This window comes from Desulfotomaculum sp. 1211_IL3151, from assembly GCF_036763075.1.
GTDB lineage: Bacteria > Bacillota > Desulfotomaculia > Desulfotomaculales > Desulfotomaculaceae > Desulfotomaculum.
This window is the reverse complement of record NZ_JBAIYV010000044.1, coordinates 25,540-46,251: the sequence shown is the minus strand read 5'-3', so window position 1 is coordinate 46,251 and position 20,712 is coordinate 25,540. Positions and strand designations below refer to the sequence as shown.

Sequence of the window (20,712 nt, the reverse complement as noted above, 5' to 3'; positions counted from 1 at the left end):
TCGCTGGCCGGTTCGATCGCACCAATAATCTTCCTTCTACGCATACCATGCCGTCTGGTGTACTTAGTACAAGACTAGCCATTCACTAATTTCTTCACCCATTCCATCAGGATATCGGCGGAAGTAAGGTTGGTAGCCAGTGGAACATTGTGAACATCACAAATCCTTAGTAGTGCCGCAACATCTGGTTCATGGGGTTGAGCCGTTAAGGGGTCTCGCAGAAAAATCACGGCTGTAATCCCCTGGCCAGCTATGCGTGCACCGATCTGCTGATCACCGCCTAGGGGGCCAGATAAATAACAGTAGGGTTTAAGGGGTGTTTCCTTTTTGATCAAATTCCCTGTTGTCGCTGTGGCAATTAATTCGCATTCTTTTAGGACGCTTAGATGTTGTTTAACGAATTGAAGCATTTCTTGTTTTTTCTTATCGTGTGCAATTAGAGCAATGATGGGATTGACATCTGCCATTTTAGTCCTCCAGTTATTAAATTGTTCGTTTGCTTGCTTAATGCATTATATTCTGTTTAAAACAACAAATTCCTGCTGCTAATTTTGTTTATATGAACAAATGCCTTAATTAAAAAATCCAACAAGGGCGTACCTGCGGCACGCCTTTGTTGGATTTTCATTATATTTTCTACGCCCTTTTAATAACTGCACCAAGGGAGGTAAGTTTAGACTCCAGGTTGGCATAACCACGGTCAATAAAGTTCACATCACCAATTTCCGTGTCACCATTGGCCATCAGTGCTGCGATAACCAGGGCTGCACCGGCCCGCAGGTCGGAGGCCTTAACTTTCGTGCCTTGTAAGGAAGAAACACCTTCAATTACTGCCATTCTTCCTTCAACCTTAATGTTTGCCCCCATCCTTTTTATCTCATCCGCCACCCGAAAACGATTTTCGAAGATGTTTTCTACGATAATACTGGTGCCCGGTACGGTGGCTAAGAATGACATCATTTGGGATTGCATATCGGTGGGAAAGCCAGGGTATGGCATGGTTTTAATATCAATATTTTTAGCCTCTATGTTCGTGGCATTAACGCGAATGGTGTCTTCGCTAACTTCAACTTCAACATTTGCTTCTCTTAATTTAGCTGTTAAGGGTTCCAAATGCCTGGGTATTACACTCTCCAGAATAACTTCACCCCTAGTGGCTGCTGCGGCAACCATAAAGGTTCCTGCCTCAATCCTATCCGGAATAATGGTATGACGGCCGCCGATTAGTCGGTGCTGTCCTTCTATTTTAATTAGATCTGTCCCAGCTCCTCGCACCTTAGCCCCCAGGTTGTTGAGAAAGTTTGCCAAATCAACAATTTCCGGTTCCTTGGCTGCATTTTCAATGATCGTTTGACCATTGGCCAAACAGGCAGACATGATAATATTTTCTGTGGCCCCTACACTGGGAAAATCTAAATAGACCCTTGATCCTGTTAATCTGCCGGTTGTCCCCTGGATGATCCCTCTTTCTAAGTTCATCTCAGCGCCAAGGCTAATTAGTCCCTTGAAATGTAAGTCCATCGGGCGAACACCGATATTACAGCCGCCAGGTAAAGATACCGAAGCCTTACCATAACGAGTAAGCATCGGACCCAGTAATAGGTTGGAAGCCCTTAGCTGCTTCACCAATTCATAAGGTGCCTCTTCGGCAATCCTTTCCGGGCTCTTAAGAGATAAAGATTCCTCTCCCAGCCAGCGGATTTTGACACCCATGGTTCCCATTATTTCTAATAAAATCCGAACATCACTGATATCCGGTACATTATCTAATACAACCTCTTCCTCCGCCAATAATGCACCACATAAGATGGCGAGGGAAGAATTTTTAGCACCACTAACTTTTATCTTACCATGGAGCGCTTGTCCCCCTGTAATGATGAGTTTGCTCAAATGTTTAGACCTCCTAAAAGTAAATCGCTCCCAGATCAACTTAAAGTATATTCTATTGATGGTCTGGTAAATCCTGCTTCTTTAACAATTTATGGCCAAAAGTCCTATTGCTAGAGATTATTCTATGGTCTTTGCCCAATTTTGATAGTTTTCTTCAAAGTTCTTCATTTTAACTCCCAGGGACTTTTCTAATGCGATTTCCATTTTGTTTCCGGAGGCTAAATTTTTTAGTACTTCTTTCAGTACATCTTCACCGTGCACCTCGGCTATATAGCGAACAGCCAGGTAAGACTGGCGATAAGCTAAGGGCTGATTTGGCAGGTCGTCAAAATGCAGATTCATTTCAGCCAGTGGGTACAGGGGCTGATCCAGGGTAGCTTGCAACGAATCAAACTCAAAGCCGGTTAATTTATATTCTTCATATTGGGCCATGCCTTCGGTAAACCAGCGCGTATAATTGCCCGCTGTAATATAGTCCACCACCAAATGTGTAAATTCATGGGCCATGGGACCAGATTGAATAAATTCCTCCCGATACATCTCCGGGTCAGCCTCGTCTATCCATACCTGGGGTGAAAGAACCCTAATAACTCCCGCCCAATAAACTCCCATGGCACTCTCATTGGCTTCCCAACCAAAGTTACGGTTTAGATCCGCCCTTGAATTGTATACAATGATTGGTATCCTGCCTTTGCCCGTATAGCCATATTTTTCAGCGATGGGAGAGTAAAATCTTTCGGCGGCAGTTAAAACCAATGTCGCATCCTGTTCATTGCCTGGGGTATAACGAACCTTAAAATAATCTCCGTTGAGGGTGGTCATGGTTTTGGTTGACCACAGGGCCTTCTGCCTCATGCCTTCCCTAAAAAGAGTATAACTGGTGTTCTTAATCGTGTACGGCATTTTCATAAAAAAAGCCGCCAGGATCAGTAAGGCAGCAAGGGTTATTCCTATAAATTTATTTATTTTCGTATTCGTTGTTTCAATTTGAGGCATAAATAACCTCCATTCCTTATAACTAATTAATTATAATTATATTCTTGTTTGATGCTTAGTCCAAGTGGAAATAAAAAGAAGCCGAGCAATTATTGCCCGGCTTCTTTCTGCCATGTTTCGATTGATTTATGAGCTTCTTCTGCCTTTGGTCCTTTACTTTGAACCGTTAGAAATTTCTCCATGTGTGTAATAGCCGTTTTGTAATCTTTCTTTTCTGCCAAAAGCTTTGCATACTGGTAATTTAAGTCTGCATTATCCGGCTCTACTGCCAACGCACTCTTTAATTCCTGCTCGGCCGCCTCCAGTTTGCCCTGGGTATAGTACAGAAGGGCTAGGTTTTGGCGGGCAGAAACATCCTTGGGGTCAAGCTTGACTATTTTTTGATAGGCTTCACTGGCCTTATCGATCTTACCTGCTTGGGTGTAATGGGAGGCAAGGGAGGCCAAAAGGCCTTTATCCTCTGGCGTTTTCTTAGCCTGTTCTTCTAAATTTTTTATTCTTTCTTGCAGAGTAGTGGGTGTACCTGGATCCGTAGATCCACCTAGACCGGTCCAAGCTATTGATGAGGCTAAAAGCCCAAATGATAATACAGCAGCCAGCACACCAAGGACAATCCTTTGCATTTTGCTATTTTTTCTCTTTCTAAAAAACAACGAAATCACCTCAGCTAGATCACCATTAATTGCTATGGACAATCATAACAAATTGTCTATAAAAAGTAAACCACCCGCGTAACAAAGGGGTGGTTTTCATCGTCTTATATATAGCCAACTGGGTTTCTAGGTACTCCGTTGACAATGACTTCAAAGTGCAAATGGGGGCCTGTGGATCTGCCTGTGGAACCGACGTTACCGATACTCTGACCCTTATCCACTGTTTGTCCCACTTTTACATTAATCGTGGAAAGATGTGCATACCTGGTAACTACACCACTGCCATGATCAACATCCACACATTTTCCATATGCGCCATACCAATCAGCTCGTATCACACGACCAGAATTATAAGATCCCACAGGGCTACCATAGGCTTTGGCTAGGTCTACTCCTGTATGCATCCGCCCGCTCCTCTGGCCAAAGGGAGAAATTATTGCCCCAGAGGGCCTAGCACCACGGGAGGCAACCACCGTTTGGGCACTTCGCTCCACGATTTGTGGTTTGGCTTCCTTTATTACATTGACATTAAGGACTTGGCGTTCAATCTCCAGGCCATTTACGGCGACAATTTTATAGGTAACTTCCTTTAAACCATTCTCGGGTTTTTGTACCACCCGACTTTGTCCAAAGGGAAGATTTGCATTCTTCTTGATTTGCTGGGGCAAGGAAGTTTCTTCTTTGACGGTTTTTTCTACCGTTGCCTCTACGTTAAGCAGTGGTTCTGCTGCCCCGACCATTTTTATTTTTTGGCCAATTTGCATTCTTTCTGGCGTAAAATCGGGGTTTTCATCCTGTAGTTCTTCGGGGCTTATATTAAATTTGTTGGCAATCTCCCAAAGGGTTTCCCCTTCTTTAACTGTGTGATACCTGGGGACTCCATTTTCCCCCTTGAGGCGGCTAAGGGCATCTTCCAAAGATAAAATTTTGCTGGTCTCCACTGGCACACTTACAATGTCTACCTTTTCCCGGAAATCTACATTAAATTCCGGACCAACTTTATACTCATTTTTTAGCTCTTCTAAAACTTTCTCCGCAGTGGTTTTATCCTTAACAGCAACCTTTAAGCCGTTGTTCACCTTAATACCACTGGCTGTTGCCTCAAAGGTTAATTGTTCTGCCAATATTTGCTTGAGTTCTTCTTCACTTATTAGGCTATTATCTTTTTGGGTTGTCTGGTATGTAATACTTTGCAGTGGTTTAACATTGCTTCCTTTGGCTTGGTTTTCTTTCATTAACCAATTGACTACTTTTTCTGCCTGTACTTTGTCTTCCACTATCGCTACCACTTGACCATTCACTTCCACAGCACAGGCATTTTGGGCCTTCGCAATTGAAAACCCTCCCACTACAAGGCCTAATACCAGTAAAGCAGAAATTCCTTGCTTAAGCGTTTTGGGTTGTTTCCCTAACCATGTTTTTAGCTGTGTTATTTTTTCCTTTACTACCATGAGTCATCTCCTTTCGGTAACTTACGCTGTTATTATCGATGAATCGTATTTATTTTTCGAAATATGTCGTAGAAAGGCAAGACAAAGCGTGATAATTATACCATAATTTTCTGGCATAGTAAACGGTTAGGAAAACCTGCAGCTATTGCACAATAACCAGGGCGTGTTGCTGGCTGGATCGCTAGCAACACGCCCTGGTTATTAGGCCAATCCTGCTTGTTTTACTTTTAAATAAATAGCACACTCAAAGCGTTTCTTAGCCAGCTGACAACCCAGTTGATATGGTTTTAAAAGGTCATGGTTAAAAGCATGGGCATTGGCATGGCAACCACCGCTGCAGTAAAACTTGACCCAACAATTTATACAGTCTTCCTTATTATAAATATGGGCTTGACGGAAGCCCTCGATAATCTCCTGTCCTTGCACACCATCTTTCACATTGCCCAGTAAAAATTCCGGCTTCCCAACAAATTGGTGGCAGGGGTAAAGATCCCCCTCGGGGGTCACTGCTAAGTACTCGTAGCCCGCACCACAGCCAGATAACCGTTTCGGCAGGCAAGGCCCCCCGTTTAAGTCGATATTAAAGTGGAAAAAATTAAGGGGTTCTCCTGCATTCAGCCGGGGGAGTAGTTCCCTGGTTAGCCTTTCATATTCCGCCATGAGCACCGGAATATCTTCTTCCTTGAAGGCATAGTCCGTATCATTTCCGGCAACAACCGGCTCCACAGAAACGTCTTTAAAGCCTAACTCCGCCATATGCAAAACATCCTGACTAAAGTCCAGGTTGTGTCGCGTGAAGGTGCCTCTGATATAATAACCTCCTGGGGGTTGTTTTTGCACATATTCCTGAAAGGCTTTAGCCACCTTCTCATAGGAGCCTCTGTCACCGGAAAATGGCCTCATGCTATCATGGACCTCCGGCCGGCCATCCAAGCTCAATACCGCCGCCATTTTGTTTTCAATTAGGAACTGCTGCACTTCTTCATTTAATAAAACACCGTTGGTGGTCAGGGTAAACTTAAGCTCTTTGCCTGCTTCTTTGGCCCGCTCTCTGCCATAAGAAACCAGTTTCTTAATTACTTTAAAGTTTAACAAAGGCTCCCCGCCAAAAAAATCTATCTCAATGTGTTTACGATTTGCCGATTGTTGAATAAGAAAATCAATGGCCGCACGACCAGTCTCCTCCGATAACAAGCCAGTTGGACCACCAAATTTGCCTTCACCGGCAAAGCAATATTTACAGCGCAAGTTGCAATCATGGGCGGCATGAAGGCAAAGGGCTTTAACAACACCATCTCTCCTCGGCTGATAACCTTCCTGATGGGGGTCTGTACTAAATAAAAGACCTTCCTCCACCAGCGACTTTATTTCCCCCAGCGCTTGTTCAATTTCGCCAAGTGTATATCTATCTGAAAACCTTTGTTTAATTTCTTCCTCTGAAAGCAGTTGGTAATCCCCGAGGGTATCCCAAACCAGTTGATCTACTACATGCACAGAACCGCTGTGCACATCCAATACGATCTGTACACCATCAAATTCAAACTTATGTATCATAAAAAATCCTCCTTAGAAAAGCTTGGCTTGTTTATGCCCTTAAGGGTGCGCCATACCCTAAAAGTCACAGGCAAGAGCCTATCGCGCGAGTCTCCGCTTTTCTTATACGACCATCCTTAAAATCTTATATTCAGATAGTGAAAAAAATTACCTTATCCCCAGAGGGAAAAGGATCCCAAGGAGACAAGGTTGTTTTTTGCGGTATCCCTCTGAATGTTTAGGCCTGCTTAGCACATACTTGGTTGCCTACCGTGCAAGAGGTTTTGCAAGCAGATTGGCAAGAAGTAGCACATTCTCCGCAACCGCCGGTTTTTAGAGTTGCTTTTAAAGAGTTCTTATTTAAGGTCTTAATGTGTTTCATAAGTCTCTCATCCCCTTTCCGCATTCAATTATAAGGCACCTAGATTGTCCAAGGCAAGAAAAACTTGGTGTTAAGTAGGGAACCCCTAGGCAACGGCCAAAGAAAATTTGACCGTTCTAATTGAAGCCGGACGAGTCATTATATAACGCTTATATCATCACCATTTAATATTTTCTTCATATTTTTCATAGGACACATTTTCCCACACATGGTACAGGTATCCTCACACTCAGGTTTGGATTCTTCCCTGTATTTTCTGGCTTTAGCCGGGTCGATGGCTAAGGAAATCATCCGGGTAAAATCAACGTCAGCTCGAGCCGCACTCATTGCATTGTCCCACTTGCGTGCATTGGGGATTCCTTTGGCAATATCTGCGGCATGTGCCGCAATCCGTGCTGCAACAATACCTTCTTTCATATCGTCCAAATTTGGCAGGCGAAGATGTTCGGCAGGAGTAACAAAGCACAGGAAATCTGCACCATTGGCAGCAGCTATTGCCCCGCCAATGGCACTGGTAATATGGTCATAGCCTGGTGCAATGTCGGTTACAATGGGCCCTAGAACATAGAAGGGTGCACCATGGCACAGTTTTTTCTCTAATAAAACGTTAGCGGCAATTTCGTTTAATGCCATATGTCCCGGACCCTCTATCATAACCTGCACGTTTCTGGCCCAGGCTCGTTTCGTTAACTCACCAAGGGTAATTAATTCTTCGATTTGTGCAGGATCCGTTGAGTCCTTTAGGGATCCAGGGCGGCAGGCATCCCCTAAACTTAAAGTTATGTCGTATTTTTCGCAAATATCAAGTAGTCGGTCATAATATTCGTAGAAAGGGTTCTCTTGATTGTTAAGTTCCATCCAAGCAAAAAGCAGTGATCCACCACGGGAAACAATATTGGTTAGTCTTTTATTTCTTTTCACTCTTTCAGCAGTTGCCTTATTCATTCCGCAATGAATCGTCATGAAATCCACACCATCTTCGGCATGCTTTTCTACAACCGAAAAGAATTCATCTACGGTAATATCCTTTAAGTCCTTATCCAGCATACCCACTGCATCATACATTGGTACTGTACCAATCATAACAGGCGACAACTCAATGAGTTTCTGCCTAAACTCCTGTGTCTTCCCATAACAGCTTAAATCCATAATAGCATTAGCTTTTAACTCTATCGCTCTTCTGGCCTTCTCCAATTCCAGATCAATATCATAACAATCTTTTGAAACACCCAGATTGACATTAATTTTGGTGCTTAGACCCTGGCCAACCCCTTCGCAATCAAGATTTGTGTGATTTTTGTTAGCAGGAATAACGACCTTGCCAGCAGCCACAAGTGAACGTAAGGTTTCCGGCTCCACATTTTCTTTTTGGGCTACGGCCCGCATTTGATTTGTAATTAAACCTTTTTTGGCAGCATCCATTTGGGTAGAATAAATCATTTTCTCATTTCCTTTCTCTCCTTGCATTTTAGGGCTTAACCAAGCTCGTGATGATGCTTCTAGTCAAAAAAAGAAGCTTACCCGAAAGTAAGCTTCTCAAATAAACACCTAAAAGCTTCCCTACGGTGGTATTAGCCACATCAGGTTCGAGGGTTGGAGTGGGTCTCCTCTCAGCCACTTAGGCACCCCTAGCATGTATTTATTGTAATTACCTATTGATTAATTGTAAAGACAATCTTTCAGTCCTTCGAACATTTATATCGATTATCATTTTTAGGTGACTTCTTGCGGTTGCTCTTACTCCCACCCTTCATAGTTGGCGGCCCGATCTCTCTTGAAATTAATTTATCCCGCTTGCTTTTACCCTTGTGAAGAAGGTGGTTATACTGTAGCCCTGACCTACCTGGTTATGTTACTGAAGGAGACACCCTGTCAGAGGCTGTTGATATGGCCATTGATGCAGCTTCCGGCTGGCTGCTATATTCCGTAGAAAACAATCGCCAATTTCGTAAAGCCTCGGATATTAATTTCAGTTGCCGATGAATATGAAAACGGTTTTGTGAGTATTGTTCGTGTTGACTTAGACGAATACCTATAAGCCTTAACGAACCCACCAATTTGCAATATCTCTGGAATATTTTGTGTCAAAATCGGGTTGGTTGAATAAATTGGTAAAAAGGAGTTGATATCATGGCATTGGATTTTAGCGCTCTTGGCGCTGGTGGTTTTTTACCCATCTGCTGTTGTTTCTTCTTCTTCTTCATCTTCTTTATAATCATTATCTGCTGTTGTTGTTTTTTGCGTTAAATCTATTCATTAGGTATACCTTTGCTAGTAGATTGCCGATATTAGGGGAAGACATGAAGGTAATTCAAGAACTTCTAGGTCATGCTAAGTTGGGCACCAATGGTGCACGGAAGGTGGTCGGTCACCAAATGGACACCAAAAAGGCCTCCAAAGGATTAAGTAAATCCTCGGAGGCCTTGATTTTACTGGAGCGGATGACGAGACTCGAACTCGCAACCCTCAGCTTGGGAAGCTGATGCTCTACCATTGAGCTACATCCGCCTATGTTATAAGTATATCCAATTAACAAAAGCCTGTAAACATTAGAAAAACCTGGCTTAGCCAAGTCTTAACTTAAAGGCATCAGCCTTAGATTTTATAAATGTGGTGACCCCTACGGGATTCGAACCCGTGTTACCGCCGTGAAAGGGCGGTGTCTTAGACCACTTGACCAAGGGGCCGTTTGAGATGTGAGAGGTGAGAAGTTGGAGGTGAGAAAATATGCCCGAGAATTGCACCGTTCCGATGCTTTTTTCCCACTTCCAACCTCTCACTTCTCGCTTCTCAGCTGGTGATCCATCCGCGACTCGAACGCGGGACACCCTGATTAAAAGTCAGGTGCTCTACCAACTGAGCTAATGGATCCTATTATTGTGGTGACCCCTACGGGATTCGAACCCGTGTTACCGCCGTGAAAGGGCGGTGTCTTAGACCACTTGACCAAGGGGCCAATTTAGAGGTGAGAGATGAGAGGTTGGAGGTGAAAAACCCTATATCCTTGGAGATTGTAATCCAATATTTTGTTTCCCACTTCCAACCTCTCACTTCTAACTTCTCATTATGGTGATCCATCCGCGACTCGAACGCGGGACACCCTGATTAAAAGTCAGGTGCTCTACCAACTGAGCTAATGGATCCTATATTTTGCTGCGGCAAACCTCACATGTGATATATTACAGCATAAATCCCCCATATGTCAACAATTTTAATTTTAAAACTTGTCCTTAATTTATTAACATAGTTGTTAGGATTTGTTTAAGGTCTGGGAGAGCATGGGCCCCGAAGGGCCCATCGTATTTACTCAAATAAGTCTTCCATGATAATGGTTTGGCTGCGTTTTACGCCAACGCTTATTAGTGAAATCTTAACCTCGGTTAACTCAATGATACGTTCTAAGTAACGTTTAGCATTCTCTGGCAGTTCCTCATAACGGGTTACCTGAGAAATATCCTCCGTCCAACCAGGGAATTCTTCGTATACCGGCTCACACTTTGCTAGTTCCTTGAGGGAGGCTGGGAATTCACGAATGATATCCCCCTTGTAGCGATAACCTGAGCAAAGTTTTATTACTGGCAGGCCAGAAAGGACATCCAGTTTGGTGATAGCCAGACTGTCTAAGCCGCTGATACGGGCGGCGTAACGCACGATGACAGCATCAAACCAACCACAACGACGGGGGCGGCCTGTGGTGGTCCCGTATTCATTGCCGTTTTTCCTAATTTCTTCACCCAATGCATCATTTAGTTCAGTGGGGAAAGGGCCTTCTCCAACACGGGTTGTATAGGCCTTAACAATACCAAGGGCACGATTAATTTTCGAAGGTCCAATTCCACTACCCAAACAAGCAGCGGCGGCTGTGGGGTGAGAGGAGGTTACATAGGGATAGGTACCATGATCCAGGTCTAGCAATGTTCCCTGGGCACCTTCAAACAGTACATTCTTTCCTTCTTTAATCGCATTGTGTACCAGCAATGAAACATCTTCTGCCATTGGTTCAAGCATTTCTGCATAGCCTTGATATTCAGCCAATACCTCTTCATATTGAAAACCTTTGGTATTATGTAGCTTTTCAAAGATATCATTTTTGCAATCAATATTTTTCTTAAGTATCTTGGGGAACTCTTCTTTGTCGATAAGATCCACTACCCTTATGCCAACCCGGGAGGCCTTATCCGTATAGGTAGGTCCAATGCCTCTCTTCGTTGTGCCAATCTTGTCTGCACCCTTTTGTTCTTCCTCCACTGCATCCAGTTGGCGATGATAAGGCATGATTATGTGGGCACGTTGGCTAACACATAATTTAGCAATTGGGACACCCCGTTCTGCCAGGGAATCAAGCTCTTCTTTTAATACTTTAGGGTCAATAACAACCCCATTACCTATAACACATAGTTTTTCTGGATGTAAAATACCGGATGGAATGAGATGAAGTTTAAATTCACCATCGTCCACCACCACAGTGTGTCCGGCATTATTGCCACCTTGGTAGCGCACAACAATATCTGCTTTTTCAGCTAAAAAATCTGTGATTTTTCCTTTCCCTTCGTCACCCCATTGGGCACCGATAATCACTACTGTTGACACAAGCACACCTCCTGAACCCATTGCTTTTTACCAATATAAAACGGAATATTCTATAAGAACTTTTATTCACTAACTATAACAATAGGCTTTTATCTTAATTATTTGGGTTATTTTGCCCGCTGGAATAAAAATAACCCAAATAGAAACTTAAAAAGTTATCCATTTGAGCGTTAAAAAGTTCCTCCAGCGTTAAGTATATATTATAATAAGCAAACATTTCCAAACAGGATTATACTAAATCAGTTTAAGCATCTTGTCAACATCCCAACGGAGGATAATACAATATTCATTAGAAAAATTCTGTAAATAATATCGAACTCCCATTCATTACTCTCTTTTGGCCAAGTTAACAAATTTTACAAACTCCCTAAAAAATCCTAACTCGACACTACCCACCGAACCATTCCGCTGCTTAGCTATAATAATTTCTGCGATTCCTTTCTTTTCCGAGTCAGGGTTGTAATACTCATCCCGATAAATAAACATAATAATGTCTGCATCCTGCTCAATACTGCCACTTTCACGCAAATCGGACATCATGGGCCGCTTATCTGTACGACTTTCCACTGCACGGCTTAACTGCGAGAGTGCCAATACCGGCACATGCAGCTCTTTGGCCAGGCCCTTTAATTTCCTAGATATGTCCGCGATTTCTTGTTGTCTGTTTTCTATACGTTTGCCGCCGGACATTAACTGTAGGTAGTCAATAACAACCAGGCCAAGTCCCTTTTCAACCTTTAATCTCCTGCATTTGGATCTTACTTCCCTTACCGTGGCCGCACCTGTATCATCTAAATAGATGGGTGCCCGGGACAAGTGCCTGGCTGCTTCACTTAATTTACTCCAATCCTCATCGGCGATATTCCCTGTACGAACCTTATGGGCATCTACCATGGCCTCCGAACACAACATCCGTTGTACTAGCTGCTCCTTGGACATTTCTAAGCTAAAGATAGCCACAGGTATTTGATGTTTTAAGGCAGCATATTGACCACAGAGAATGGCAAGGGCAGTTTTACCCATACTTGGGCGGGCAGCCAGGATGGCTAAATCACCCGGCTGAAAACCGTTGGTCATGTTATCCAGTTCAATAAAACCAGTTGGTACACCGGTAATCTTTCCCCTATTATTGTAGACATGTTCAATATCCTCAAAGGTCTTAATTAAAATATCTTTAATCGGGATAAAACTATCTGTACTGCGACGTTGGGCCAGTTCTAAAATAGACCGCTCGGCTTCATCTAACAGTTCATCTGGATTTTCCGAGCCTTCATAACCCCTGGCAGAAATACGGGTGGTAACAGAGATTAAGGCCCGGGAAAGGGCCTTTTCCTCTACAATACGGGCGTAGTATTCTGCATTGGCTGCTGTGGGGACAAGGTTTGCCAGGGTGGCCACATAGGTAACGCCCCCAATTTTTTCTAACTCACCCTTGTCCCTCAACGAATTTGTCACGGTAATGAGGTCTACTGGTTGGCCTGTTTCTGCCAATTCCAGAATAACTTCATAGATGATCCGATGGCTGTCGCGATAAAAGTCCTCGGGTTTGAGGAATTCCATTACACGAAATATGGCTTCCCTCTCCAGGAGCATCGCTCCCAGTACCGATTGTTCTGCTTCTATATTCTGTGGCGGTACTCTTTCTAGCATAGCACACCTCTTGGTCACAGCTGTCAGCCATCAGCCGTCAGCCAAATACCTCGTCAATTAACTAGCTTTCCAAGCTTTATTATCCTCGGTCAAAATATACTCCAATATCTCTTCCACGCTCTGGACACATTTTACTTCAATTCCTTTTAAATCCAAGGGTACATCTTTGCTGTTTTCCTTGGGAATAAAGACCCTCTTAATACCTGCCTGCTTGGCACCATAAATTTTTTCAAAGACACCACCAACTGCGCGAACTTTTCCCTGAATAGACAACTCGCCAGTCACCGCAATATCTTGGAGAATAGGCTTATTTTGAATGGCACTTAACATAGCCAGCATGATGGCCACACCGGCAGAAGGACCGTCAATGCGTCCGCCACCCACGATATTTACATGAATATCATAGTCACCAATATCTTCACCCGTAATTTTACGGATCACAGAGGCGGCATTAAATACGGAATCCTTAGCCATGCTGCCCGCCGTATCATTAAAACGAATATTTCCCTGGGAGGGATTGCGTGCCGGAAAGGCCACAGCCTCAATCTCCAAAACGGAACCAAGGAACCCAGCTACCCCTAAGCCAAATATTTTGCCAACTTCCTTTTCATCCGTGGCTTTTTTCGTCACATAGGGTGTTAATCGACTAACCTGAACCACTTCATAAACATCCTGGGTTGTAATATGAATTGGCTTCTCAGGTTGTTCATGATGTTGGCGGAAACAAGCTAAGCCATAGGCATCGGCCAAAATATTAATGGCCTTTCTACCTTCAATCGTATATTCGGAAATCACTTCGGGTATTTGTTGGTCTATTATTACATTCAATTTCTTCGCCGATTGCTTAATAATATTTTGAATGGCAGAAGGGGTGAGTGGCTCGAAGAAAACTTCTGCGCAACGTGAACGAACAGCGGGATTAATATCCTCTGGGTCCCGGGTGGTTGCCCCGATTAAAGTAAAGTCCGCTGGTGCACCGTCTTCAAATATCTTTTTAATATATTTTGGCACATTGACATCATTGGGATCATAATAGGCAGAATCAAAAAAAACTCTTTTATCTTCTAATACCTTCAACAGCTTATTTTGCAGGCTGTAATCCAATTCACCCACTTCATCAATAAATAATACTCCACCATGGGCATCGGTGACTAAGCCCAGCTTTGGTTCTGGCACACCCGTCTCAGCCAAATCCCGACGGGCACCTTGATAGATAGGGTCATGCACCGATCCCAGTAAAGGATTGGTAACCTCCCGTGGGTCCCAGCGAAGGGTTGTACCATCCACCTCCACAAAGGGTGCATCCTTGGCAAAGGGTGCTCCCTTTATCCCCTTGGCCACTTCCAAGGCTAGGCGAGCAGCCGTTGTTTTGCCCACACCCGGAGGGCCATATAGTATTATATGCTGGGGAAAGGGGGAGGTAAGTTTGGCTAAAAGTGCTTTCACTGCCCGTTCCTGACCCACTATCTCGGAAAAGCTTTCTGGTCTGAGAATCTCCATAGCCGATGTGGCCAGTTTTTTTGAATCAAGCTTTTCCAAGATAGCTAATTTTTTTAAAGTTTGGGCATTTTCCGGTCCTGTATCTTCTTTAATGATCTGCATTTTAATTTCACGAATATAATCCTCGTGACGCTGATTCATCTTTTCACCGATCTTTTTTTCTAGCTCATCCTCTACGGTACGGCGGGCAATGGTATCAGCGATTTCGTCCTGCAATGACTCTAGGATAGCCGGGATCTCTTCAATGGTAGGCAATGTTTCGTATGTTGGATCTTCAAATACTAGCTTTTGTAAAGCAAGTACTCTTTCCTCTATTTTTTCGGAACGCATCAAGGGTAAGGCTTCTAACTTGCCGGCACGGAGTACGAGTTTGTCAGAACCATGTAGTTGGCTTAACAAATTATATATGGCGGTAACCTGCCGTTGTAATTTATCCTCCTGGTCAACAAATTGTTTGGATCCTTGATCATTGGTGCTGCTCTTGAACCTTTCGAGGAAAACTTTCATGATGGTTGCTCCTTTCAAACGCCTGATCCTGTCCCGGTTCTTGAAAAATTATTCCACAGCCACTACTTCAACATGAATGTCAGCATGGGCTACGGGATGGATTTTAATTGTAATGGTATAAGTGCCTAAGCTTTTGATGGGTTCTTTTAACGTGATCTTCTTTTTATCAATTGTATAATTATGTTGTTCCTTTAGACCATCAGCAACATCTTTATTGCTAATTGCTCCAAAAAGGCGACCTGCTTCCCCTACTTTGACTTTTAATACAACGGTTAAACCGCTGATCTGAGTTGCCAAGGCCTTAGCCTCTTCTTCTTCCTTTTGTTTCTTGGCAGCCTGGTTTTGCTTTTGGGTTTTTAATTCTTTTAATTTACTTTCAGTGGCAGGTGCCGCAAAGTTTTTGGGGTATAAAAAGTTTCTGGCATAGCCCTCCGAAACATTAACGATATCACCTTTTTTGCCAAGCTTATTTACATCTTGCAATAAAACTACCTGCATTTGAGAGTCCTCCTTTATTTTACTATCAGAATGTATAAATTCTCATAATCATTCCGTATTTTTTTTGAACATTGGGCGTCGAAGGTTTAAGATTGTATCAAATAAGCCCAGTAAGATAATTGCCATATACATAATACTAATGTACAAGATTAACAACACCAAAAGAATTGTTTTAAAGGGTTTGGAAAAAGTTAATTTTTTAAAATAAAAAGCTACCACTGACACACCAATGATAAAAAAGGCAAATCCAAAGATGGTTAATAAATTTTGGCCTATTATTTTAACCGCTGGCAGATTGAAATTATCGCCGGCCAATAAAAAAATCAATCCGAGGATAACACCCCAAATAGCATACCAGGGCAACCTCCATTGACTAAAGGGCGGCAGCTTATTAACTCGGTAGTTAAGTCTTTTTAAGACCTTAGCACCTACAATGTAGGTAAGGGCAGTGGAAAATACCGCAAAAATAAGGTAGGCAGCCGGCAACAGTAAAATAGAAGTCTTTAAGCTTGTTCTCATAAATTCTTGTTGTTCTGTGGGTACGGGGTAACCAGCTTCTTGGTACATGGTAAAAATTTTATTTAATGATTCATTTATGGCTGCTTGAATAAACTCTAAGTTTAATCCCGTTACCAAAACACTTAGCGAAATAACCAAAATTGATGCTATGACGGAGACCAAAGTTGCCGTTATTAGGGCATGACCAGGGGAAACATAATTTTTATATAAAAAGCCCAGCACCAGGCCCAAAGGTCCAAATTGAATAAACATCACGAGTACTTGCAAAGGGTCTGGGTAAAGCATCATCATTAAAAGACCCGTAACCACCAGTGATAAAACAGCTATCTTTAAGTCCCTTCGTACTACTAGTACTGCCAATGGCAATGGCATTAAAATACCGATGACTAAAAAAAATGGGGGTATAAACATCCCCAATAAACCCAGCATTGCTGTCATACCTGCCATAAGGGCACCATCCACAAGGGCCCGAGTATCTTTAGGGGAAGCCAAAAAATGTTCACCTCTTCTTTCTTAAAACAACTAAAGATTCGCTGGTATAACCCGTATTTCCTGCCTTTACCCCGTGTTATTTGTTGGGGGCAATGGTTAAAAAAGACGTTCCGGGCGAAGGTTAACCGATCCATTGATACCTATCTTACTATATACACAGAAAAACTGCTAATCCAGGGATAAGTTTTTAGCCTTTAAACCTTAGCGATTTGTTAATTTTAAACCATGCCATCGGCTAATGCTAAATTAAAAAGGATGAGGAAAATTCCCCATCCTTTAATATCTTATGCTTCTGTGCTAAAAGGCAATAAAGCAATGTTACGGGACCTTTTAATAGCACTGGTCAACATGCGTTGGTGATGAGCACAGTTACCGGAAATACGACGGGGCAAAATTTTACCACGCTCGGTAACGTACTTTCTTAGCTTGGAAGTTTCTTTATAGTCAATGGCTACCGCTTTGTCTACACAAAAGCTACAAACGCGTTTTCTACCTCTACGTCCACGTTCACGTTTCACAGTTTTCCCTCCTTATACGGGTACTGGCCTTACTCAGTCTAACCCTAGAACGGTATGTCATCTCCGTTAAAGCTAATTTCACTACCAAAACCACTGGTATTACCACTATCATACTGCCCGCCACCCTGATTTTCCCGGTCTTTGGGCCAATCAAGAAAACGAATAGCGTCTGCCACAACTTCAGAAACTTTACGTCTAATACCTTGTTTGTCATCATAGGAACGGATCTGCAAACGACCTTCCACAGCAATCAAACGGCCTTTGCCCAAATTGTTGGCACAGGTTTCAGCCTGTTTTTGCCAGACAACGATATCAATAAAATCCGTTTCTTTTTCCCTATCTCTATTAAATTGCGGGCGATCAACTGCTATTGTCATGTGTGCCACAGCAATACCATTTGTGGTATAGCGTAGTTCTGGATCCCGGGTCAGACGCCCAATCAAGATAATTCTATTGAGCATTATAAACACCGCCTTGGGTTTGTTCTATCCATTTATTATTCGCCTTCGCGAACGATCATGTGACGAACCATATCATCATTAATTTTCATAACCCTGTCAAGTTCAGCAGCAGCTGCAGGCTCTGCTTTAAACTGCATTAAGACATAGATGCCGTCTTTTATCTTGTTGATTTCATAGGCTAAGCGACGCTTACCCCATTTATCAAGTTTAGTAACTTCGGCGCCCTTTTCTTCTACAAGAGTCTTAAATTTTTCTACCAATGCAGTTACTTTTTCCTCTTCAACATCGGGTTTAATGATGTACAATACTTCGTAGTTGCGCACAATAGTTCACCTCCTCCCCACGGACTAACGGCTCTACCCCTTGATAGAGCAGGGTGGAAAACAAGCCTTTAAAAGGCACTGTAAAATTATATCACCATTAAATATAAAGGGCAAGAGGTTGAACGGGGAAATTTTCAGTCACCTGAATCACTAATAACAGCTTTTACACTTTTTTCAAATTTAGGCCTTGGTAACAAGAGAATCCGGCCACATTTCTGACACTTGATACGAAAATCCACACCGGTCCTCATGATCTCCCAGGTATCCCCACCACAGGGATGGGCCTTACGGGTTCGTACCACATCTCCCACCTGATACTTATGCAACAGTATCACCTCCAGCAGTGTTAACTAATACCCGCCGTGGGTAGGGAATTTGAATTCCCTCTTGATCAAATACTTCCTTAATGCTTTTCCTTAACTGGCGTTCAATCTCCCACTGACGCATGGGTTTGGTTTTAGCAGTAATACGAATGACCACATCTGACTCGCCAAACCTGACAACTCCTACAATATCTGGTCCCTCTACTAAATCTTCTGTCCAGGTTTTAGCAAATACCGCACTCATGGCCTTTAATAGGTCAATTACTCTATCGATATTTTCTTCGTAGGGGATACCAATTTCAACCACTGCTAACATGCTGCCACGATTATAATTAGCAACTTGACTAATCATACCATTGGGAATGATGTGGAGTTGGCCACCTGTTTCCCTTACTTTGGTAACCCTCATGCCTATTTCCTCCACAGTACCCGTAACATCGGCTATGGTAACATACTCCCCCACAGAATACTGATCTTCAAATAAAATAAAGAAACCAGTTATAATATCCCGTACCAGGTTTTGGGCCCCAAAACCCACAGCCAGACCCAATATGCCGGCACCTGCCAGTATTGTTTTGGCTGCATTGGGAATAAAGAGCTCAATAATTGACATCGTTGCCACGAAGTATACAACATAACGGAGAACACTTTTGAGCAGTCCGGCTAAAGTCTGGGCCCTGTTATCGCCAATATACTTACCCGACCTATTTGTAAACAGCCTATCCGTGACCTGGCTGCCAAAGGATATCATAATCTTGGCCAGTATTAAGGTGGCAATAATCCTCAAGGTGGTTGTAAATGCCCTTTGTATATCTTCAATTGTAAAAAGATTGATTACCCAGTCCTTTATAATATCAAACTCCATGAAACTTCCCTTCTGTTTAAATGATTTAAAACTAGTCTTTAGACCATAAAGAAATTTTTATAAGTTCTATAGCATTCAAAGACATCGGCTTTGCTGGCAATTTCCAACGGTGAATGCATAGACAACAGAGGTACACCACAGTCAATCACTTCAAAACCCAGTTCGGCTATGATATAAGCAATGGTTCCTCCGCCCCCCTGATCTACTTTACCCAGTTCACCTGTTTGCCATATAATATCATGTTGATTTAACATTTTTCGGATAAAGGCAACATATTCGGCATTGGCATCATTGGTATGATACTTTCCCTTTACTCCGGTATATTTGGTTAAGGCCACCCCGCCGCCTAATCTGGCGGCATTCATTTTTTCCAGTACTCCTTCATAATTTGGATCCATGGCTGCTGTAACATCTGCGGAAAGGGCAATGGATTTTTCAAAAACCCTATATAAAGCAAATTCATTAAAAGCGGGATACAATCTCATACCCATTTCACTGATGGTATTTTGTAAAAAGCGGCCCATCATCCCCGTATTGCCATTACTGCCAACTTCCTCTTTATCAACAAACAATGCTACGGCTGTCCGATTGGGGTTATTTATTTCTAATATTGCCTGTAAGGAGGTATAAACACAAACCCGATCATCCTGTCCATAGGCACCGATCATGCTGCGATCTAAGCCAAGATCACGGGCAGGTCCTGCCGGTACCAATTCCAATTCCGCACTTACAAAATCCTCCTCAGTAATACCATAAGTCTCATATAATAATTTTAGAATATTTAACTTAACGGAGTTGTCCTTTCCTCCCCCAGGAAGTGATACACCACCAATTAATATGTTTAATTGTTCCCCTTCAACGGCCTCCGTTAATTTCTTTACCATTTGATCCTTAGCCAAATGAGGCAGGAGATCTGAGATGGTAAATATCGGGTCGTTCGGTTCTTCACCAATAGAAATATCAACAACCTGGCCATCTGATTTATAGATAACGCCATGTAGTGCTAAAGGAACTGCTAACCACTGATATTTTTTAATACCACCATAGTAATGGGTCTTAAAAAGAGCTAATTCTTGGTCTTGGAATAAAGGATGTGGTTTAAGGTCCAGCCTTGGTGCATCGGTATGGGAACCGATTAGGCTAAGGCCCCGGTCTAAACCCTGCTGACCGATAACAGCCAATGCCACAACCTTTCCTTTACTGCTAATAATCACTTTATCGCCTGGCTTCAACGCCTGGCATTGTTGAATTGGGATAAAACCCCTTATTTGTGCCATATTTATAATTTGACTTACACAGGCTCTTTCAGTCTTGGAATTTGAAATGAATTGTTTATATCCTTCCGAGAAATTAAAAATTTGTTGGGCTGTTTCAGCATTAACCTGTTTCCAGACATTTTTACGATTGTATATAAGATCTTCTGGTTTTATATTCATGTAAAATTCTCCTTTAATTCGTTACCCAGGCCACGGGTGGCAGCAGCAGAGGGTTAAAACCCTTTGCCATCTGAGCGGTAAAAGCCCATGGCCATTTTTCAGGATAGTATTTTTATCAGCTAGGT

General features: G+C 42.8%; 20 protein-coding genes, 5 tRNA genes and 1 riboswitch. Of the genes, 1 reads left to right on the top strand and 24 read right to left on the bottom strand.

What is annotated here, in order from left to right; genetic code table 11:
- Nucleotides 1–74: 74 nt before the first annotated feature.
- The 8 genes from mgsA to thiC all read right to left on the bottom strand — a co-directional run bounded on the left by mgsA (nucleotide 75) and on the right by thiC (nucleotide 8,345).
- Entirely contained in the window at nucleotides 75–467 is a 393-nt protein-coding gene (gene mgsA, locus V6C11_RS12385; protein WP_333531478.1) for a methylglyoxal synthase, read from the bottom strand.
- Between the two features lie 169 nt (nucleotides 468–636).
- Nucleotides 637–1,890 carry a UDP-N-acetylglucosamine 1-carboxyvinyltransferase gene (murA, locus tag V6C11_RS12380; RefSeq protein WP_333531477.1) on the bottom strand — a complete coding sequence of 418 codons (1,254 nt, stop codon included), beginning with the start codon at nucleotides 1,888–1,890 and terminating at the stop codon, nucleotides 637–639.
- 117 nt (nucleotides 1,891–2,007) lie between these two features.
- The gene (locus V6C11_RS12375) at nucleotides 2,008–2,886 is read right to left on the bottom strand and encodes a peptidase MA family metallohydrolase (protein WP_333531476.1); all 879 of its coding nucleotides are present in this window, start codon (nucleotides 2,884–2,886) and stop codon (nucleotides 2,008–2,010) included.
- An 89-nt stretch (nucleotides 2,887–2,975) separates the two neighbouring features.
- A complete protein-coding gene (locus V6C11_RS12370) occupies nucleotides 2,976–3,548 on the bottom strand; it encodes a tetratricopeptide repeat protein (protein WP_333531475.1) in 573 nt (190 codons plus the stop codon).
- A 95-nt stretch (nucleotides 3,549–3,643) separates the two neighbouring features.
- On the bottom strand, nucleotides 3,644–4,990 hold the full coding sequence (locus tag V6C11_RS12365; RefSeq protein ID WP_333531474.1) for a M23 family metallopeptidase: 1,347 nt from the start codon (nucleotides 4,988–4,990) through the stop codon (nucleotides 3,644–3,646).
- A 201-nt stretch (nucleotides 4,991–5,191) separates the two neighbouring features.
- Nucleotides 5,192–6,544 carry a thioether cross-link-forming SCIFF peptide maturase gene (gene scfB, locus V6C11_RS12360; protein WP_333531473.1) on the bottom strand — a complete coding sequence of 451 codons (1,353 nt, stop codon included), beginning with the start codon at nucleotides 6,542–6,544 and terminating at the stop codon, nucleotides 5,192–5,194.
- 217 nt (nucleotides 6,545–6,761) lie between these two features.
- Nucleotides 6,762–6,905: a six-cysteine ranthipeptide SCIFF gene (gene scfA, locus V6C11_RS12355; protein WP_083755196.1), complete on the bottom strand. Its 144-nt coding sequence runs from the start codon at nucleotides 6,903–6,905 to the stop codon at nucleotides 6,762–6,764.
- A gap of 138 nt (nucleotides 6,906–7,043) precedes the next feature.
- Nucleotides 7,044–8,345, bottom strand: a complete 1,302-nt coding sequence (gene thiC / locus V6C11_RS12350) for a phosphomethylpyrimidine synthase ThiC (RefSeq protein WP_333531472.1) — start codon at nucleotides 8,343–8,345, stop codon at nucleotides 7,044–7,046.
- Nucleotides 8,346–8,445: 100 nt separating this feature from the next.
- Nucleotides 8,446–8,545: riboswitch (TPP riboswitch) on the bottom strand.
- Between the two features lie 247 nt (nucleotides 8,546–8,792).
- On the opposite strand from thiC, the gene V6C11_RS12345 reads away from it, so the two are divergent.
- Nucleotides 8,793–8,888, top strand: coding sequence for a hypothetical protein (locus V6C11_RS12345; RefSeq protein ID WP_333531471.1), 96 nt, complete (start codon nucleotides 8,793–8,795; stop codon nucleotides 8,886–8,888).
- A 450-nt stretch (nucleotides 8,889–9,338) separates the two neighbouring features.
- Here the strand turns inward: V6C11_RS12345 and V6C11_RS12340 are convergent.
- From V6C11_RS12340 to V6C11_RS12265, 16 genes are all read right to left on the bottom strand, one after another.
- A tRNA-Gly gene (locus V6C11_RS12340) sits at nucleotides 9,339–9,413 on the bottom strand.
- 103 nt (nucleotides 9,414–9,516) lie between these two features.
- Nucleotides 9,517–9,592 (bottom strand) — tRNA-Glu (locus tag V6C11_RS12335).
- A gap of 108 nt (nucleotides 9,593–9,700) precedes the next feature.
- A tRNA-Lys gene (locus V6C11_RS12330) sits at nucleotides 9,701–9,776 on the bottom strand.
- A gap of 9 nt (nucleotides 9,777–9,785) precedes the next feature.
- Nucleotides 9,786–9,861 (bottom strand) — tRNA-Glu (locus tag V6C11_RS12325).
- A 111-nt stretch (nucleotides 9,862–9,972) separates the two neighbouring features.
- A tRNA-Lys gene (locus V6C11_RS12320) sits at nucleotides 9,973–10,048 on the bottom strand.
- A 160-nt stretch (nucleotides 10,049–10,208) separates the two neighbouring features.
- A complete protein-coding gene (locus V6C11_RS12315; protein WP_333531470.1) occupies nucleotides 10,209–11,495 on the bottom strand; it encodes an adenylosuccinate synthase in 1,287 nt (428 codons plus the stop codon).
- A 327-nt stretch (nucleotides 11,496–11,822) separates the two neighbouring features.
- The gene (gene dnaB, locus V6C11_RS12310; protein WP_333531469.1) at nucleotides 11,823–13,145 is read right to left on the bottom strand and encodes a replicative DNA helicase; all 1,323 of its coding nucleotides are present in this window, start codon (nucleotides 13,143–13,145) and stop codon (nucleotides 11,823–11,825) included.
- A gap of 57 nt (nucleotides 13,146–13,202) precedes the next feature.
- The gene (gene lonC / locus V6C11_RS12305; RefSeq protein ID WP_333531468.1) at nucleotides 13,203–15,152 is read right to left on the bottom strand and encodes a Lon family ATP-dependent protease; all 1,950 of its coding nucleotides are present in this window, start codon (nucleotides 15,150–15,152) and stop codon (nucleotides 13,203–13,205) included.
- Between the two features lie 48 nt (nucleotides 15,153–15,200).
- Nucleotides 15,201–15,650 carry a 50S ribosomal protein L9 gene (rplI, locus tag V6C11_RS12300; protein WP_333531467.1) on the bottom strand — a complete coding sequence of 150 codons (450 nt, stop codon included), beginning with the start codon at nucleotides 15,648–15,650 and terminating at the stop codon, nucleotides 15,201–15,203.
- A gap of 48 nt (nucleotides 15,651–15,698) precedes the next feature.
- Nucleotides 15,699–16,661: a YybS family protein gene (locus tag V6C11_RS12295; RefSeq protein ID WP_333531465.1), complete on the bottom strand. Its 963-nt coding sequence runs from the start codon at nucleotides 16,659–16,661 to the stop codon at nucleotides 15,699–15,701.
- A gap of 284 nt (nucleotides 16,662–16,945) precedes the next feature.
- Nucleotides 16,946–17,179 carry a 30S ribosomal protein S18 gene (gene rpsR, locus V6C11_RS12290; RefSeq protein ID WP_333531464.1) on the bottom strand — a complete coding sequence of 78 codons (234 nt, stop codon included), beginning with the start codon at nucleotides 17,177–17,179 and terminating at the stop codon, nucleotides 16,946–16,948.
- A 44-nt stretch (nucleotides 17,180–17,223) separates the two neighbouring features.
- Nucleotides 17,224–17,640: a single-stranded DNA-binding protein gene (locus V6C11_RS12285; protein WP_333531463.1), complete on the bottom strand. Its 417-nt coding sequence runs from the start codon at nucleotides 17,638–17,640 to the stop codon at nucleotides 17,224–17,226.
- A 35-nt stretch (nucleotides 17,641–17,675) separates the two neighbouring features.
- The gene (gene rpsF, locus V6C11_RS12280; RefSeq protein ID WP_333531462.1) at nucleotides 17,676–17,963 is read right to left on the bottom strand and encodes a 30S ribosomal protein S6; all 288 of its coding nucleotides are present in this window, start codon (nucleotides 17,961–17,963) and stop codon (nucleotides 17,676–17,678) included.
- A gap of 134 nt (nucleotides 17,964–18,097) precedes the next feature.
- A complete protein-coding gene (locus V6C11_RS12275) occupies nucleotides 18,098–18,289 on the bottom strand; it encodes a DUF951 domain-containing protein (RefSeq protein ID WP_333531461.1) in 192 nt (63 codons plus the stop codon).
- A complete protein-coding gene (locus V6C11_RS12270) occupies nucleotides 18,282–19,151 on the bottom strand; it encodes a mechanosensitive ion channel family protein (RefSeq protein ID WP_333531460.1) in 870 nt (289 codons plus the stop codon). Before V6C11_RS12270 ends, V6C11_RS12275 begins: the two co-directional genes overlap by 8 nt.
- A gap of 38 nt (nucleotides 19,152–19,189) precedes the next feature.
- The gene (locus V6C11_RS12265; protein WP_333531459.1) at nucleotides 19,190–20,587 is read right to left on the bottom strand and encodes an aminopeptidase; all 1,398 of its coding nucleotides are present in this window, start codon (nucleotides 20,585–20,587) and stop codon (nucleotides 19,190–19,192) included.
- Between the last annotated feature and the right edge of the window lie 125 nt (nucleotides 20,588–20,712).

Coding starts and splice junctions, on each gene's coding strand:
- V6C11_RS12265 (WP_333531459.1), bottom strand. CDS start 20,587: ATGAATATAAAACCAGAAGATCTTATATACAATCGTAAAAATGTCTGG.
- mgsA (WP_333531478.1), bottom strand. CDS start 467: ATGGCAGATGTCAATCCCATCATTGCTCTAATTGCACACGATAAGAAA.
- V6C11_RS12375 (WP_333531476.1), bottom strand. CDS start 2,886: ATGCCTCAAATTGAAACAACGAATACGAAAATAAATAAATTTATAGGA.
- V6C11_RS12285 (WP_333531463.1), bottom strand. CDS start 17,640: ATGCTCAATAGAATTATCTTGATTGGGCGTCTGACCCGGGATCCAGAA.
- rplI (WP_333531467.1), bottom strand. CDS start 15,650: ATGCAGGTAGTTTTATTGCAAGATGTAAATAAGCTTGGCAAAAAAGGT.
- V6C11_RS12345 (WP_333531471.1), top strand. CDS start 8,793: ATGGCCATTGATGCAGCTTCCGGCTGGCTGCTATATTCCGTAGAAAAC.
- V6C11_RS12270 (WP_333531460.1), bottom strand. CDS start 19,151: ATGGAGTTTGATATTATAAAGGACTGGGTAATCAATCTTTTTACAATT.
- V6C11_RS12365 (WP_333531474.1), bottom strand. CDS start 4,990: ATGGTAGTAAAGGAAAAAATAACACAGCTAAAAACATGGTTAGGGAAA.
- scfA (WP_083755196.1), bottom strand. CDS start 6,905: ATGAAACACATTAAGACCTTAAATAAGAACTCTTTAAAAGCAACTCTA.
- dnaB (WP_333531469.1), bottom strand. CDS start 13,145: ATGCTAGAAAGAGTACCGCCACAGAATATAGAAGCAGAACAATCGGTA.
- lonC (WP_333531468.1), bottom strand. CDS start 15,152: ATGAAAGTTTTCCTCGAAAGGTTCAAGAGCAGCACCAATGATCAAGGA.
- scfB (WP_333531473.1), bottom strand. CDS start 6,544: ATGATACATAAGTTTGAATTTGATGGTGTACAGATCGTATTGGATGTG.
- thiC (WP_333531472.1), bottom strand. CDS start 8,345: ATGATTTATTCTACCCAAATGGATGCTGCCAAAAAAGGTTTAATTACA.